The sequence below is a fragment of the Enterococcus sp. HMSC072F02 genome (assembly GCF_001837725.1).
In the GTDB taxonomy this organism is placed as follows: domain Bacteria; phylum Bacillota; class Bacilli; order Lactobacillales; family Enterococcaceae; genus Enterococcus_B; species Enterococcus_B lactis.
Genome location: NZ_KV833976.1, coordinates 98,739 through 114,688, shown reverse-complemented (window position 1 = coordinate 114,688; position 15,950 = coordinate 98,739). Strand labels below are relative to the sequence as shown.

The 15,950-nt window shown below is 39.4% G+C and carries 16 protein-coding genes; 15 read left to right on the top strand and 1 reads right to left on the bottom strand.

The genetic code is table 11. The annotated features are described in order from the left end of the window. The first annotated feature begins 154 nt into the window (after window positions 1-154). Window positions 155-325 (top strand): hypothetical protein, encoded by a 171-nt coding sequence (locus HMPREF2731_RS15145; RefSeq protein ID WP_002292784.1) that lies wholly within the window; start codon window positions 155-157, stop codon window positions 323-325. 219 nt (window positions 326-544) lie between these two features. Then, window positions 545-1,252: a GntR family transcriptional regulator gene (locus HMPREF2731_RS12775; protein WP_070873128.1), complete on the top strand. Its 708-nt coding sequence runs from the start codon at window positions 545-547 to the stop codon at window positions 1,250-1,252. Between the two features lie 57 nt (window positions 1,253-1,309). Here the strand turns inward: HMPREF2731_RS12775 and HMPREF2731_RS12770 are convergent, their stop codons facing one another. Then, window positions 1,310-1,954 carry a YigZ family protein gene (locus tag HMPREF2731_RS12770; protein WP_002308585.1) on the bottom strand — a complete coding sequence of 215 codons (645 nt, stop codon included), beginning with the start codon at window positions 1,952-1,954 and terminating at the stop codon, window positions 1,310-1,312. A 126-nt stretch (window positions 1,955-2,080) separates the two neighbouring features. Between HMPREF2731_RS12770 and HMPREF2731_RS12765 the strand changes: the two genes are divergently transcribed. The 13 genes from HMPREF2731_RS12765 to pstA all read left to right on the top strand — a co-directional run bounded on the left by HMPREF2731_RS12765 (window position 2,081) and on the right by pstA (window position 15,950). Next, window positions 2,081-2,368 (top strand): DUF7662 domain-containing protein, encoded by a 288-nt coding sequence (locus HMPREF2731_RS12765; protein ID WP_002292779.1) that lies wholly within the window; start codon window positions 2,081-2,083, stop codon window positions 2,366-2,368. Between the two features lie 107 nt (window positions 2,369-2,475). Further along, window positions 2,476-2,796 carry a PTS sugar transporter subunit IIB gene (locus HMPREF2731_RS12760; RefSeq protein ID WP_002292778.1) on the top strand — a complete coding sequence of 107 codons (321 nt, stop codon included), beginning with the start codon at window positions 2,476-2,478 and terminating at the stop codon, window positions 2,794-2,796. 80 nt (window positions 2,797-2,876) lie between these two features. Then, window positions 2,877-4,190 (top strand): DEAD/DEAH box helicase family protein, encoded by a 1,314-nt coding sequence (locus tag HMPREF2731_RS12755; RefSeq protein WP_070873126.1) that lies wholly within the window; start codon window positions 2,877-2,879, stop codon window positions 4,188-4,190. Then, window positions 4,187-4,906, top strand: coding sequence for a ComF family protein (locus HMPREF2731_RS12750; protein WP_070873124.1), 720 nt, complete (start codon window positions 4,187-4,189; stop codon window positions 4,904-4,906). The genes HMPREF2731_RS12755 and HMPREF2731_RS12750 overlap by 4 nt, the downstream gene beginning before the upstream one ends. Window positions 4,907-5,033: 127 nt before the next feature. Further along, window positions 5,034-5,585 carry a ribosome hibernation-promoting factor, HPF/YfiA family gene (gene hpf, locus HMPREF2731_RS12745; RefSeq protein WP_002292771.1) on the top strand — a complete coding sequence of 184 codons (552 nt, stop codon included), beginning with the start codon at window positions 5,034-5,036 and terminating at the stop codon, window positions 5,583-5,585. Window positions 5,586-5,806: 221 nt separating this feature from the next. Continuing rightward, window positions 5,807-8,341: a preprotein translocase subunit SecA gene (gene secA, locus HMPREF2731_RS12740; RefSeq protein WP_002308589.1), complete on the top strand. Its 2,535-nt coding sequence runs from the start codon at window positions 5,807-5,809 to the stop codon at window positions 8,339-8,341. Between the two features lie 126 nt (window positions 8,342-8,467). Beyond that, a protein-coding gene (prfB, locus tag HMPREF2731_RS12735; protein ID WP_176747395.1) for a peptide chain release factor 2 occupies window positions 8,468-9,569 on the top strand; the annotation gives its coding sequence in 2 pieces (ribosomal slippage) (window positions 8,468-8,539 and window positions 8,541-9,569; 1,101 coding nt in all). A 104-nt stretch (window positions 9,570-9,673) separates the two neighbouring features. Continuing rightward, a complete protein-coding gene (gene ftsE / locus HMPREF2731_RS12730; RefSeq protein WP_070873122.1) occupies window positions 9,674-10,360 on the top strand; it encodes a cell division ATP-binding protein FtsE in 687 nt (228 codons plus the stop codon). Beyond that, complete coding sequence (gene ftsX / locus HMPREF2731_RS12725; RefSeq protein WP_280515002.1) at window positions 10,353-11,237, top strand: permease-like cell division protein FtsX; 885 nt, start codon at window positions 10,353-10,355, stop codon at window positions 11,235-11,237. Before ftsE ends, ftsX begins: the two co-directional genes overlap by 8 nt. A 151-nt stretch (window positions 11,238-11,388) precedes the next feature. Beyond that, on the top strand, window positions 11,389-12,837 hold the full coding sequence (gene cls / locus HMPREF2731_RS12720) for a cardiolipin synthase (protein ID WP_060806678.1): 1,449 nt from the start codon (window positions 11,389-11,391) through the stop codon (window positions 12,835-12,837). 336 nt (window positions 12,838-13,173) lie between these two features. Beyond that, window positions 13,174-14,031, top strand: coding sequence for a phosphate ABC transporter substrate-binding protein PstS (locus tag HMPREF2731_RS12715; protein WP_002314679.1), 858 nt, complete (start codon window positions 13,174-13,176; stop codon window positions 14,029-14,031). A gap of 114 nt (window positions 14,032-14,145) precedes the next feature. After that, window positions 14,146-15,066 (top strand): phosphate ABC transporter permease subunit PstC, encoded by a 921-nt coding sequence (gene pstC / locus HMPREF2731_RS12710; protein WP_002292761.1) that lies wholly within the window; start codon window positions 14,146-14,148, stop codon window positions 15,064-15,066. After that, window positions 15,066-15,950 carry a phosphate ABC transporter permease PstA gene (gene pstA / locus HMPREF2731_RS12705; RefSeq protein WP_002292759.1) on the top strand — a complete coding sequence of 295 codons (885 nt, stop codon included), beginning with the start codon at window positions 15,066-15,068 and terminating at the stop codon, window positions 15,948-15,950. Before pstC ends, pstA begins: the two co-directional genes overlap by 1 nt.

Genomic DNA, 15,950 nt, shown 5'->3' with positions numbered 1-15,950 from the left:
TCATGCGTTGGTTCGAATCCAGCTACCCCAGTATAGCACAACCGTAGGCTCTCGTAAGTTCGAGAGCTCTTTTTTTGCTTTGCTACCTTGTTCCTTGAAGATTCTGTCAAATTAAGATAGAGTTAAGTTAACAAAAAAAATTGGAGGGGTCAAAATGAAGTGGAAAGAAAAAGTAGACGAAGCAGCTGAAAAGTTATATGACTTGGTCAAATCAGAAAAATACGATATCGAAGTGAACATTCCTAAAAAAGGTGAAAAAGCAGTCCATGTAAAATCAAAACGCCCAACGAATCATACCAAAAAATGGATGGCTAAAAACCGCTAATAATAACAAAAGATCCATAAATCGGCATTTTCAGCGATTATAGGGTCTTTTGTTATTTTCTCAATAGGACATATCTAGAAAATGAATTCTATTAATAGGAATGGGAAGAAGGATTTGTACCTACATCATCTGTTTATGGATAGAATCCTTTATCTTTTTCAGTTGTGAATCAGGTATATACCAGTTATAATAGAAGAAACGAAAGGACGGGTGTACGTTATGTCGAATCAATTACCTGTATATATACAGATTCATGACCAATTAAAAAATGAAATCGAACAAGGTATATGGAAAGTCGGAGACCGTCTTCCTTCAGAAAGAGAATTAGCAGTGAAATTCAATGTCAGCCGTATGACGTTGAGACAAGCAATTCAAAACTTGGCAGATGAAGGAATCTTAGAAAGAAAGATCGGTTCGGGTACATATGTTGCGCGAGAAAAAGTACAAGAAAAGATGTCTGGCGCGACAAGTTTTACAGAAATCATGGAATCGCAAAATAGAGTACCTTCTAGTCGAACAATCTCTTACTTTTTGACTTCGCCAAGCTCAAGTGAAATGGAAAAACTAAACTTGAGTAAAGATGACACGATCTTGCGAATGGAGCGTATTCGTTATGCAGATGATGTCCCTATTTGTTTTGAAGTAGCCAGTGTTCCGCAAAAGCTGATCGATGGCTACAGCAAAGCAGAGATTACTGAATCGCTGTATCGCACATTAGAAGAAAAAGGCGGGAAAAAAATCGGTCCAGCGAATCAAACGATTACTGCTGTATTGGCTTCTGAGAAAATCGCAGACTATTTAGAGGTGAAACGAGGAGATGCCGTTCTTCGTTTGCGTCAGATTTCCTATTTTGAAGATGGTACGCCATTTGAGTATGTGCGTACGCAATATGTAGGAAATCGTTTTGAGTTTTATTTGGAAAAATAAAAAACAGGTGATCCCTGATTCCTTATTCGAAAAAAAGAGAATCAGAATCACCTGTTTTTATCTATGATCAGTTATCAGTTGCTCGTGATAAGAAACAGGACCTTCTTCAAATTGGACTTGTCCGTTCAGCAGCTCAATGATGGATTCTTTAAAGCTGTCAGCATTTTTTTCATCCACTGCACAGATGACGATGACTTGATCAGTGTATTGGATTTCTTTTATGAAAAAATGCTGTAGTTCAAGATAATTTTGTAATTTTCCTAGTTGCGGATACGTGATCACTACGGAGATCTCCTGTTGCAAGGTACCTTCTACGATTCCAATGTCGGACAATGCTTGAGAGACCGCATGAGTGTATGCACGTATCAATCCGCCCGTGCCGAGTTTCGTTCCTCCAAAATATCGAGTGACTACTGCAGCTACATTGATCAGTTGATTTTTTTTGAGGACTTCCAACATCGGTACGCCCGCCGTTCCACTTGGTTCGCCATCATCGCTGCTACGTTGGATCTCATTTTTTTCGCCAATGACGAAGGCGCTGCAGTTATGGTTTGCTTTCCAATGTTCTTTTTTGATTTCTTGGATGAAGTTTTTCGCTTCTTCTTCTGATTCTATTCGTTTAAGAGAACAGATAAAGCGTGATTTCTTGATTTCAATCTCACTTTGTCCATTTTCTTTGATTGTACGATAACGTTCGATCATCTTGTCACCTCTTTTTTTCGGTTGCTTTATTCAGTATAAAGAAAGTTCTAGGTTGTTTCAACACTATAACGGTTGCGCAATTACTGTAGTATGCGATAATAAAGACAAAGGCAGGTGGATCCGGGGATGAAGGAACGAATGAAAAAGTATGATGCAATTACGCATTATTTGAAGAACAACGGCGGCTCCCAAGTAACATTAACCTTTACCCAATTTGATGAACTGTTGTTTCCCAGTAACGGACTTCCCAAAACAGCCAGGGAAAGCACAGATTGGTGGGCAAATGACTATAGACATCCAGAAAAGGGTGCCTACGGCTGGTTAAATGCAGGCTATGAAGTAGTGGTCATCAATTTGGATAAAGAATATGTCGTATTCAATAAATTAGTGAAATCTAGCTGGCTATTTGATTAAATAAACCGTGTTTAGAAAACGTTGACAAATTTCTTTCTTTTTATATAATAGAGTAACAAACGCTAAGAAAACGTTTGCGTAGTCTGTTTTAAAAAGGAGAGAAAAGTATGGCTAAAAAAACAATCATGCTTGTATGTTCGGCTGGTATGAGCACAAGTTTGCTAGTAACAAAAATGCAAAAAGCTGCGGAAGCAAAAGGAATCGATTCTGATATTTTCGCTGTGTCAGCTTCTGATGCAGATAATAATCTTGCAAATAAAGATGTAGATGTACTGTTATTAGGACCTCAAGTTCGCTTTATGAAAGCTGATTTTGAAAAACGTCTGGAACCAAAAGGCATTCCTTTAGACGTCATCAATATGGCTGATTATGGAATGATGAATGGCGAAAAAGTATTAGACCAAGCAATTACATTGATTGGTGAATAAATAGATTATATAGAACTATCAAACAAGCAATCAAAAAAAAGATTGCTTGTTTTTTCGTATATTTTTTTAGGGCGAATGATATGAATCATTTTTGGGGCAGAAGGCTTCTTACGAGAGAGATTGAAGCAATGGATTGTGAGGAGGGAAACTTACCAAATTATGAGAAGATCGCAGCAGTAGAACGTTTAGGTAACAGGATTCTTTGTCATCGTTGTGGAGTGAAAAAGCCTTTCTTTGAGGGACAGCTTGCAGACTATGGCTATTTTTGCATACATTGCCTGTCTTTAGGGCGATGCGACAGTCAACAAGAGTTATATTTATTTGATCAGCCAAAAGCAGAATCTCGAGAAGTCGTCTTTTCTTGGACAGGACAGCTTACTGAAAAACAAACGGAAATCGCAGATAGGATACTTTATCATTCAGAAAAAAGACACCATCTTATTTGGGCAGTAACAGGTGCAGGAAAAACAGAAATGCTTTATCCGATTTTAGTGAAAACGTTAAAAGCTGGAGGAAGAGTAGCCATTTGTACACCGCGAATCGACGTTTGTAATGAATTGTTTTTACGTTATCGTCCTGTTTTTCCAGAAGAAACAATCATGTTACTCCATGGGAATACAACAACAGCTTATACCTTTAGTTCTTTTGTTATCTGTACGATTCATCAACTATATCGTTTTTATCGATCCTTTGACTTATTAGTAATTGATGAGATTGATGCTTTTCCTTATAGCGGGGATGCTGGGCTAGCTCACGCTGTGCAAACAGCAATCAAATCAGACGGTCGATTCATCTACTTAAGCGCCACGCCTGAGGAAAAGTTACTAAAGGAAATCAAGCAGACATTTGAGATCCACAAACTTGCCTTGCGCTTTCATCGGCGCTTGCTTCCTGAACCCGTACTTGTTTTCATGAATAATTGGCGACAAAAATGTGGGAACAAAAAGAAAATCAACTCTTTGGTGCGGATCATTCAGCAACTAATCAAAGAAAACCATATCCTTTTATTTTGTCCAAGTATTACGATGATGCATCGTTTAAAAGTCACACTGCAAGAAGCTTTTCCAGAATATGAGATAACAGATGTTTCTTCACAAGACGATCAACGGGCAAAGAAAGTTCAGAAAATGCGAGAAGCAACATACGAGATACTGTTAACCACGATGATCCTAGAACGAGGAGTCACATTTGAAAGAATCTCTGTCATCGTTTTAGGAGCAGATCATCCAGTTTTTACTAAATCCTCTTTGGTGCAAATCGCAGGAAGAGCCGATCGTAAAGGTCCTTATACGAACAGTCGAGTCTATTTTTTCTATGAAGAAAAAACTTCAGCTATTCGAAAAGCCTGTCAGGAAATCAAAGAAATGAACGAAGAAGGGAAGAAGATGCTGTGAGATGTAGTTGCTGCAGTAAAGACATCATCCAAAATTTAACATTCAGCGAGATCATCGGTGTGTCGAAATATAGACTTCCTCAGACCTGTTCAGTTTGCCGCGCACAATTCCATTTATTGGAAGCAAAAGGTTGTGCAGGTTGTCAAAAACCAATCCATTTGACATACGAGGAGACGAAAAAGAAAGCAAAGACTAGTTTCGTTTTCTGCAACGACTGTCAAGAATGGAAGAAGAAATATCCTGCATATGATTTTCAACACCGCGCCTTTTTTACGTACGATGAAAAAATGCAGGCTTGGATCAATCGGTACAAGTTTATGGGACACATCCGATTAGCAGGGACTTTTGCATATAAATGGACTCAGATAAAAAAAGATTACCCGGCATATATTTATTGTCCAATACCTTTATCTGAAAAAAGGTGGCTAGAAAGAGGATTCAATCAAGTAAGCGAGATGTTGAAAGCAGCAAAAATTCCTTTTCAGATGCTGCTCAAAAGAGAGCAACATCTGCTTGCTCAAGCAAAAAACACGCGAAAGGAAAGATTGGAGATGCCTCAGCCTTTTGAGCTTGCTGTACCTCTTTCTAAGATACAACATAAAAAAATATTGATTATTGACGATGTCTATACAACAGGTCAGACACTTTTTCATGCAGCAGATTGCTTGCAGACCGCACAGCCAAAAATCATCCGAACCATTTCTTTGGCAAGATGAATCAGATGTGGAAATTTGATAGCGATTTAATTTGCAAATAACTTAGAGTTCGATATAATAGAATTAAGAAGAGGGAAAGAGTGGTCCTTCTCCTTCTTGATTGTGGTAGACGAAAGGGGTAATTTTTATGTTTAGATATAATGTACGCGGCGAAAATATCGAAGTAACTGAAGCGATTCGCGACTACGTTGAGAAAAAAGTAGGCAAACTAGAACGCTATTTCAGTGACGCACCCGATGCTACGGCGCATGTGAACTTAAAAGTTTATACAGAAAAAACAGCAAAAGTGGAAGTAACGATCCCATTACCTTATCTTGTATTACGTGCCGAAGAAACTTCTCCAGATCTATACGCAAGTATCGATTTGGTTGTTGACAAATTGGAACGCCAAATCCGCAAATTCAAAACAAAAATCAATCGTAAATCCCGTGAAACGGGCATGAATACTGCAGATGCTGCTGTTTTATTCAATGGAGAGGAAGAAAACGAAAACGATTCTGAATTAGATATCGTACGTACAAAACGCCTTTCATTGAAACCAATGGACAGTGAAGAAGCAGTCTTACAAATGAACATGCTGGGACATAACTTCTTTATTTTTGAAGATGCAGAAACAAATGGTACAAGTATCGTTTACCGCCGAAAAGATGGAAAATACGGATTGATCGAAACAGACTGATCATCCATACTTAAATAACATCAAAAACTTGCAGCAGCTGTCAATAGCTGCCGCAAGTTTTTTTGAGTTCGTCTCTTTTTTAGTTAAAATATGAATAAATTATGAAGTTCTTACTTTAATACGATTAAGATATTTCAATTATCTATAACTAATGATAAAATAAAAAGTAGAGTCTACATAGTCTGGATAATACACAGAAGGAAAAGGAGATTACACAACGCATGGCCAATTTGATTCGTTCACTTATCGAAAATGATAAGAAAGAACTAAAACGTTTAGATAGCATTGCAAAAAAAGTTGAATCATACGCTGACCAAATGGCAGCATTAACTGATGAACAATTACAAGCAAAAACTGCTGAATTCAAGAGCAGATACCAAAAAGGAGAAACATTAGATCAATTACTTCCGGAAGCTTTTGCAGTCGTTCGGGAAGCAGCAAAACGTGTATTGGGGTTATATCCATACCACGTACAATTAATGGGTGGGATCGTGCTTCACGATGGGAATATCCCTGAAATGCGTACTGGTGAAGGTAAAACCTTGACTGCAACGATGCCGGTGTATCTGAATGCGTTGACTGGCGAAGGGGTCCACGTAGTTACCGTCAATGAATATTTAGCAACCCGTGACTCGACGGAAATGGGCGAGCTTTATAATTTCTTAGGATTGACAGTTGGGTTGAATATCAACTCAAAATCTTCGGATGAAAAACGCGAGGCTTATAATTGCGATATCACTTATAGCACGAATAATGAATTAGGATTTGACTATTTGAGAGACAACATGGTCGTTTACCGTCATCAAATGGTACAACGTCCGCTGAATTATGCCATTGTCGATGAAGTTGACTCGATCTTGATTGATGAAGCGAGAACGCCGCTGATCATTTCAGGGCAAGCAGAAAAATCAACAGCTTTATATACAAGAGCAGACAACTTCGTGAAACGTTTGAAAGAAGAAGAAGATTATAAAATCGATATACAATCAAAAACAATCAGTTTAACTGAAGCAGGGATCGAAAAAGCTGAAGAAACATTCGGTTTGGACAACTTATATGACATTGAAAATACTGCATTGACCCATCACTTGGATCAAGCATTGAGAGCCAACTACATCATGCTTTTAGACATCGATTATGTTGTTCAAGATGGAAAAGTATTGATTGTTGACCAATTTACGGGTCGGATCATGGATGGACGCCGTTATTCAGATGGTCTTCATCAAGCTATCGAAGCTAAAGAAGGCGTAGAGATCGAAGACGAAACGAAAACGATGGCGACGATCACTTTCCAAAACTATTTCCGTATGTACAAGAAACTTGCGGGGATGACTGGTACAGCTAAGACAGAAGAAGAAGAGTTCAGAGAGATTTATAATATTCAAGTATACCAGATTCCGACAAACCGTCCGGTCATCCGTGACGATCGACCAGATTTGCTTTACCCAACATTACAAAGCAAGTTCCATGCTGTCGTACAAGATATCAAAGATCGCTACCGCAAAGGACAGCCTGTCTTAGTCGGAACTGTTGCAGTTGAAACATCTGAGTTATTATCAGATATGCTGAATCAAGAACGTATTCCTCATGAAGTACTGAATGCGAAAAATCACTTTAAAGAAGCAGAAATCATCATGAATGCGGGTCAAAAAGGTGCAGTGACGATTGCTACCAACATGGCTGGTCGGGGAACAGATATCAAGCTAGGGCTTGGCGTAAGAGAACTTGGTGGCCTAGCAGTTATCGGGACAGAACGACATGAATCTCGTCGTATCGATAACCAGCTTCGAGGACGTGCAGGACGTCAAGGAGACCCTGGTATGTCACAATTCTACTTGTCTTTAGAAGATGATTTGATGAAACGATTCGGTTCAGAACGAATCAAAGCTTTCTTAGATCGAATGAAGATCGGTGACGAAGATGCTGTGATCCAAAGCAAGATGCTGACGAAACAAGTAGAAGCTGCACAAAAACGCGTAGAAGGAAACAACTACGACACACGTAAGAACGTCTTGCAATACGATGACGTGATGCGTGAGCAACGTGAAGTAATCTATAAACAGCGTCAAGAAGTGATCATGGAAGAAAAAAGCTTATCTAAACCACTGATGAATATGGTCAAACGGACAATCAGTCGTGTGGTAGATGCGCATACGCAATTAGAAAAAGAAAATTGGAATTTGGAAAGTATCGTCGATTTTGCTGGCAGCACGCTTGTCCATGAAGACAGTATTTCCCTTACAGATATCGAAGGAAAAACCTCTCAAGAAATCAAAGAATATCTAAACGAACGAGCACAAGAAGTATTCAATACCAAAGCAGCTCAATTGAACGGACCAGAGCAACTGCTTGAATTTGAAAAAGTCGTGATCTTACGTGTCGTGGACTCTAAATGGACAGATCATATTGATGCAATGGACCAATTACGTCAGTCAATCGGCTTGCGTGCCTATGGTCAAAACAATCCATTAGTCGAATACCAAACAGAAGGTTATAAGATGTTCGAAGATATGGTAGGTGCCATTGAATATGAAGTCACTCGTATCTTCATGAAAGCTGAGATCCGTCAAAACGTACAACGTGAGCAAGTTTCTCAAGGAACAGCTTCTCACTCAGAAGATGGAGATGCCAAAGAAAACAGTAATACTAGCGCGAAAAAACAACCAATCCATGTGAACAAGGTTGGTAGAAATGATCCTTGTCCTTGTGGAAGCGGGAAAAAATATAAGAACTGTCACGGAAAAGATGCAAACTAATTTCTGACAGCAGGATTGGTGAGACAAATTCTTTTTTAAAGAATTTGTCTCACCTTCTTTCTGTTATTTGACGATTCTGTTAGACTAGATATAATAAAAAAAGTATAGTGAAAGAAGGAAAAAAACATGGAAATATCCGAAATTCGAAATCTCCTGACAGAAATGCAGGAAAAGGTCACAAGCTTCAGGAGGTCTCTTTGACTTAGACCAGCTGGAAGAAGACATTGCGGAAGCAGAAGCAAAAATGGCTGAACCTGGTTTTTGGGATGATAGCGAAGCTGCTCAAAAAGTGATCAGTGAAAACAATGCAAATAAAGAAACTTATGATCAATTCCATTCTCTTGCTGAAGAACTGGAAGAAATCGAATTGATGGTGGAGATGTTGCAGGAAGAACCTGATGCAGCAATGCAAGAAGAAGCAGAAACACGTATCAATGCGCTAGATGAAAAAATGAAGACGTATGAATTATCTATGTTGTTAGATGGTCCTTATGATCGAAACAACGCCATCGTCGAATTGCATCCAGGGGCTGGCGGAACGGAGTCCCAAGACTGGGGCAGCATGCTTTTACGCATGTATACACGCTGGGCAGAGCAGCATGGGTATCAAGTAGAGACACTAGATTATCAAGCAGGCGATGAAGCAGGAATCAAGAGTGTGACCCTACTGATCAAAGGACACAACGCATTTGGCTATCTGAAATCAGAAAAAGGTGTTCATCGCCTTGTACGTATCTCGCCTTTTGACTCAGCAAAACGTCGTCATACTTCTTTTTGTTCGGTAGATGTGATGCCAGAGCTTGATGAAACGATCGATATAGAAATCAATCCAGATGATTTGAAGATCGACACATATCGGGCAAGTGGTGCAGGTGGTCAGCACATCAATAAGACAGAATCCGCTGTACGAATCACTCACTTGCCTACAGGAACAGTAGTAGCGAGTCAGGCACAACGTTCACAATTGAAAAACCGGGAACAAGCGATGGGGATGCTGAAAGCTAAGCTTTACCAATTAGAAGTGGAAAAGAAAGAACAAGAAGCAGCTGCACTGAGAGGAGAACAAAAAGAAATCGGCTGGGGATCACAGGTCCGTTCTTATGTTTTCCATCCATATTCTATGGTAAAAGACCATCGGACAAACGTAGAGACAGGAAATGTCCAAGCTGTTATGGACGGAGATCTTGATTTATTTATTGACGGCTATTTGAAAATGCATCTGCAATAAGAGCCCTTTGTTAAATTGAAATAAAATTGTAAGATTTTGCAAGCAAGTTGAAACATTGCCATGCTATAATAGCTAAAGACTGAAAAAGATATGGAGAGAACGCCATGATTGAAATGAAGGATGTAATGAAGAAGTACTCAAACGGTACCACTGCTATCCGCAATCTCTCGATTGTCATCGAACAAGGAGAGTTTGTGTATGTTGTTGGTCCGTCTGGAGCTGGTAAATCTACATTCATCAAATTGATGTATCGAGAAGAAAAAGCTTCAAAAGGAACTTTGAACGTCGCAGGTCATGATCTAATAGCCATCAAAAACCGCGAAGTTCCTTATCTACGCAGAGAAATCGGCGTGGTATTCCAAGACTATAAATTATTACCAAGAAAAACAGTATATGAAAATGTTGCGTACGCCATGCAAGTTATCGGCAGAAAACCTCGGGATATCAAAAAACGAGTAATGGAAGTGCTGGATCTTGTTGGTTTGAAACACAAAGTCCGAGTCTTTCCTAGCGAATTATCTGGTGGGGAACAACAACGTGTTTCTATTGCCCGAGCAATCGTAAATACACCTAAAGTACTTATCGCGGATGAACCGACAGGGAATCTAGATCCGGAAAACTCATGGGAAATCATGAAACTATTAGATCGGATCAATGCACAAGGAACAACTGTCGTGATGGCTACACATAACAGTACGATCGTAAATACGATTCGACACCGAGTAATTGCTATCGAAAACGGCCGCATTATGCGAGACCAAGCGGAAGGGGAATATGGATACGATGATTAGAACCTTTTTCCGCCATTTATTAGAAAGTATCAAGAGTTTGAAACGTAACGGCTGGATGACAGTAGCTTCGGTCAGTGCGGTAACGATCACGTTGACTTTAGTTGGTGTGTTCATGGCGGTCATCATGAACGCAACCAAACTAGCACAAGATATAGAAGGAAACGTGGATGTATCTGTGTTCGTAGACATTGGTACAAAAGACGAAGAGATGAAAAAACTAGAAAAAGAATTAAATGACTTAGATCATGTCAAAAAAGTCGAATTTTCAAGCAAAGAACAGGAATTGAAGAAAATCCAAAAAGAAATGGGTGATTCTTGGAAATTGTTTGAAGGGGATAATAACCCGTTATATGATGTATACGTAGTAAGTGCTACCGATCCTTCTTATACAAAACAAGTATCAGAAAAAGCGGCAGATTTGAAGAATGTTTCCCGTTCTGATTACGGTGGGCCTTCCTCAGATCGGATTTTCCAAATTGCTGGTGCAGTTCGAACATGGGGATTAGTTGCGGCGGCATTGCTGTTGTTTGTAGCAATGTTTCTCATTTCTAACACGATTCGGATCACGATTTTATCTAGACAGCGTGAAATTCAAATCATGCGTTTAGTAGGAGCAAAAAATGGATATATCCGCTGGCCATTTTTCCTTGAAGGTGGTTGGATCGGCTTAATCGGTGCCATTCTTCCGATACTGATCATTACATTTGGTTACGCATGGTTTTACCAATTGATCAATCCGTCATTATTACGATCTCATTATTCATTGATCCATCCAGAAAATATCGTTTGGAAAATCAATCTTTTGATGGTCGGTATTGGTGTGATCATTGGTTCACTCGGCTCGATCATCTCTATGAGACGTTTCTTGAAATTCTAGTGTCACAAGATAAATATAATCAGAAAGTTGGACGATTTCGTTCCAGCTTTCTTTTTTTATCAGCTAGGTGGAGTAAATGGGGCGGCTTTTTTCTCTTTACTTTAAAAAACAACTTGGGTATTCTTAAGTTGGTAGAAAAAGAGGTGAAGCCGTGAAGATTATCGTTGACAATTTTTTTACGATCCTTTTGATTATGAATATTTTGCTTTCCTTTATTATCGTTTTTCGAGAAAGAAAGGAAACTGCGCAAACATGGGCATGGCTGCTCGTTTTGATGTTCATTCCAGTTGTAGGATTTATTTTATATATTTTTTTAGGAAGAGGGATTTCCAAAGAGAAAATCTTTGATTTGAAGATCCAAGGGAAAATCGGTAAGAATCTAGAAATCGAAGAAGATAAACAAGCATTGATGCGAGGACTTTATCCTCATCCGCCTACTGGACAAGTAGATGTGAAACAATTGATCTATATGCTTACTGTATTTGAAAGTACGCTTTATACGACTAAAAATGAAATCACTTTATTTACAGATGGTCGTGAAAAATTCGATGCGCTGATCGAGGATATCAAACAGGCAGAAGACCATATCCATTTCCAATATTATATTTACCGCAGTGATACATTAGGTGAAGAAGTTCGAGAGGCATTGACAGAGGCAGCAAGACGCGGAGTAAAAGTCAGAGTCCTTCTTGATGCATGGGGTTCCACACAAGTTTCTTCTAGTTTTTTTCAGAATTTGAAAAAAGCAGGTGGAGAAGTCGCATTTTTCTTTCCTCTATTCGTTCCGTATATCAATCCTCGAATCAATTATCGCAATCATCGTAAAATCGTAGTGATTGATGGGAAAATCGGATATACAGGTGGGTTCAATGTTGGAAACGAATATCTAGGATTGGTAAAGAAATTTGGTTATTGGCGAGACAATCATCTGCGTATCTATGGAGAAGCGGTTTACACCTTGCAAAACCGTTTTTTGATGGACTGGAATTCTCAGCATACAAAAGAAGTAGGATATTCACCGGAATTTTTCCCGACCATTCATTCTACAGGTGATATGGCTGTTCAAATCGTGACAAGCGGACCAGATACCGAACATGAGCAAATCAAAATGACATATTTGAAAATGATTTCGTTAGCCAAACGGGAGATATTGATCCAAACGCCGTATTACATACCGGATGGATCGATTCATGAGGCATTGAAGTTGGCTCTTCTCTCAGGCGTAAAAGTCCATATCCAAATACCTAACAAACCAGATCATCTTCTCGTTTACTGGGCAACGTATTCTTTCGCTGCAGAGCTGATCGAGTATGGGGCAAGAATCGAAACATATGAAAATGGATTTATCCATGCAAAGACGATGATTATCGATGGCGGCATCGTTTCCGTTGGTTCAGCTAATATCGACGTTCGCTCATTTAGATTGGATTTTGAAGTCAATACACTGATTTATGATGAACGAATGGCTTCTCGCGTAAGAAAAGCATTCTTTGAAGATTCAAAGATTTCGACGCATCTCACAAAAGAAGTGTATGAAAACCGAGGGATGATGATCAAGATGAAAGAAGGATTAGCAAGACTGATTTCGCCGCTCCTTTAAAATACAAAAAGGACAGGAGAGCCATCAATAGATGGAAATCTCGTGTCCTTTTTTCTCGGGGCCATTTCTGAGAGTACGTCAGAAATGGAGAAAGCGTCTCGCATGAGCGAAATTAACTTTGGGGTATCTCTTGTTTTTTGGGGAAAGCAAGAAATAAGCTAATATATGCTATTAAAAGAGACACATTTCAAAGCCAGTATAGCATAGAAACTTTTAATGAGATAGCTTTTTTTGCAATTATGAGAATTTATTTTGTTATTTAATGGTTTTGATTCGTTTTCATCAAGTAATGAAAATGATAGAATAGACATACTTTAGGATTAAAGGAGATTTCTAATGAAAAAACTAAAATTATTCTTACCAATAATAGGATTAGCTATTCTTTTATCAGGCTGTTCAAAGTGGATTGATCGAGGAGAATCCATTACTGCAGTTGGCTCTTCTGCCTTACAGCCTTTAGTAGAAACGGTTGCTGAAACCTACCAGACAGAAAATCCTGGAAAATTCATCAATGTACAAGGGGGCGGAAGCGGAACTGGTTTGTCTCAAGTACAGTCAGGAGCAGTCGATATCGGAAATTCTGATTTGTTCGCGGAAGAAAAATCAGGGATTGATGCTTCGGCATTAGTCGATCATCGAGTAGCAGTTGTTGGAATCACTCCTATTGTGAACAAGGATATTGGCGTAAAAGATATCAGTATGGAGAACCTGAAAAAATTATTTACGGGCGAGATCAAAAACTGGAGTGAAGTCGGTGGGAAAGATCAGCCAGTAGTTATATTGAACCGTGCATCAGGAAGCGGGACCCGTAGTACGTTTGAAAAATGGGTATTGGACGGAGAAACAGCTGTTCAGGCACAGGAACAAGATTCAAGCGGAATGGTGCGCCAAATCGTTGCAGACACACCCGGAGCAATCAGCTATGTTGCTTTTTCTTACGTTTCCGATGATGTGGATACGTTGAACGTTAACGGTGTGGAACCAACAGATGAAAATGTGACAACGAACAAATGGACGATTTGGGCATATGAGCATATGTACACAAGAGACCATCCAAAAAAACTGACAAAAGAATTTTTAGACTATATCTTATCTGATGAAGTACAAGATAATATTGTCGGAGAGCTAGGCTATATCCCTGTTTCACATATGAAAGTTGAACGTGATTGGCAAGGAAACATTGTTAAACAGTAATCTTTACACAAAATTTACAAACTTATCTAAACTTTTACATGTTATTAAAACCAAATTGATGTTCAATTTGTACACTGAGTGAGTATGTTAAACCTGATTAAGGGGGAGTCATCTGTGGAAGATGTGAAAAAAGTATTATTAACAAAATCAAAACGTTCAAAAATGGAACAGCGCGGAAAATTTATTAGTTTTTTATGTATCGCGCTGATCGTGTTGGTTGTATTATCTATTTTTTATTTTGTCGCTAGTAAAGGTTTGGCCACCTTTTTTACTGATAAGATCAATGTATTTGATTTTCTGTTTGGTACAGATTGGAATCCGAGCCAAATCGGAGCAAATGGGAAACCAATGGTAGGGGCATTGCCTATGATCACAGGTTCATTTATTGTGACTTTTTTATCAGCTATCGTTGCCACACCATTTGCTATCGGAGCAGCAGTATTTATGACGGAGATTTCTCCTAAAAACGGAACGAAGATCTTGCAACCGGTCATCGAACTACTTGTAGGTATTCCATCTGTCGTTTACGGATTTATCGGTCTATCTGTTATCGTTCCTTTTGTTAGAAGTATCTTTGGCGGGACAGGGTTCGGTATCTTAGCTGGTACATTTGTGTTATTCGTTATGATCTTACCGACTGTCACAACGATGACTGTGGATGCATTAAAGGCAGTGCCACGGCACTATCGGGAAGCTTCATTAGCGCTAGGTGCCACAAGATGGCAAACAATCTACAAAGTGGTGCTGCGAGCAGCAGTGCCCGGGATTTTAACAGCAGTCGTTTTTGGTATGGCTCGTGCGTTTGGCGAAGCCTTAGCTATCCAAATGGTTATTGGTAATGCGGCATTAATGCCAACAGGACTTACTACTCCTGCTTCTACATTGACGTCCATCTTGACAATGGGAATCGGAAATACAATCATGGGAACAGTTGAAAATAATGTGTTATGGTCATTAGCGCTGATCTTGCTATTGATGTCATTATTCTTTAATATCGTGATCCGTATGATTGGGAAGAAAGGAGAGCTGAAATAATGAACGCAAAACGCTCAGATAAAATTGCTACAGGTGTTCTATATGTGGTTTCAGGGATCATCGTATTGATCTTAGCAGCTTTATTACTTTATATCTTAGTTCGAGGAATACCGCACATTTCATGGTCTTTCTTGACTGAACCTTCCAAAGCCTACCAAGAAGGCGGTGGTATCGGGATTCAACTGTTTAACTCGATTTATTTGCTTTTGATTACCATGATCATCAGTTTTCCTATTTCTTTAGGTGCGGGTATCTATCTTTCAGAATATGCCGGAAAAAACTGGCTGACAGACGTGATCCGTACGTCTATCGAGATCTTGAGTTCTTTGCCTTCTGTTGTTGTCGGTTTATTCGGTTTCTTGGTTTTCGTTATTCAATTCCAGTATGGTTTCTCAATCATTTCTGGTGCATTGGCTTTGACCGTATTCAACCTGCCTCTTTTGACTCGAACGGTCGAGGAATCTTTACAAGCGGTCCATTACACACAACGAGAAGCTGGATTGGCGTTAGGTTTGTCACGCTGGGAAACAGTGATAAAAGTGGTTGTTCCAGAAGCAACACCAGGAATTTTGACTGGTGTGATCCTAAGTTCAGGAAGAATTTTTGGTGAAGCTGCCGCATTGATTTATACAGCTGGTCAAAGCGCGCCAGCATTAGATTTTACGAACTGGAATCCATTAAGTGTTTCTAGTCCGATTAGCATTTTCCGCCAAGCTGAAACACTGGCTGTCCATATTTGGAAGATCAACACAGAAGGTACGATGCCTGATGGTGTTTCTGTTTCGGCTGGTGCTTCTGCCGTGTTGATCATTGCTGTTTTACTGTTCAACTTCGGCGCTCGTGCGATTGGCAAACGATTATACCGAAAAATGACTTCAGCCTAA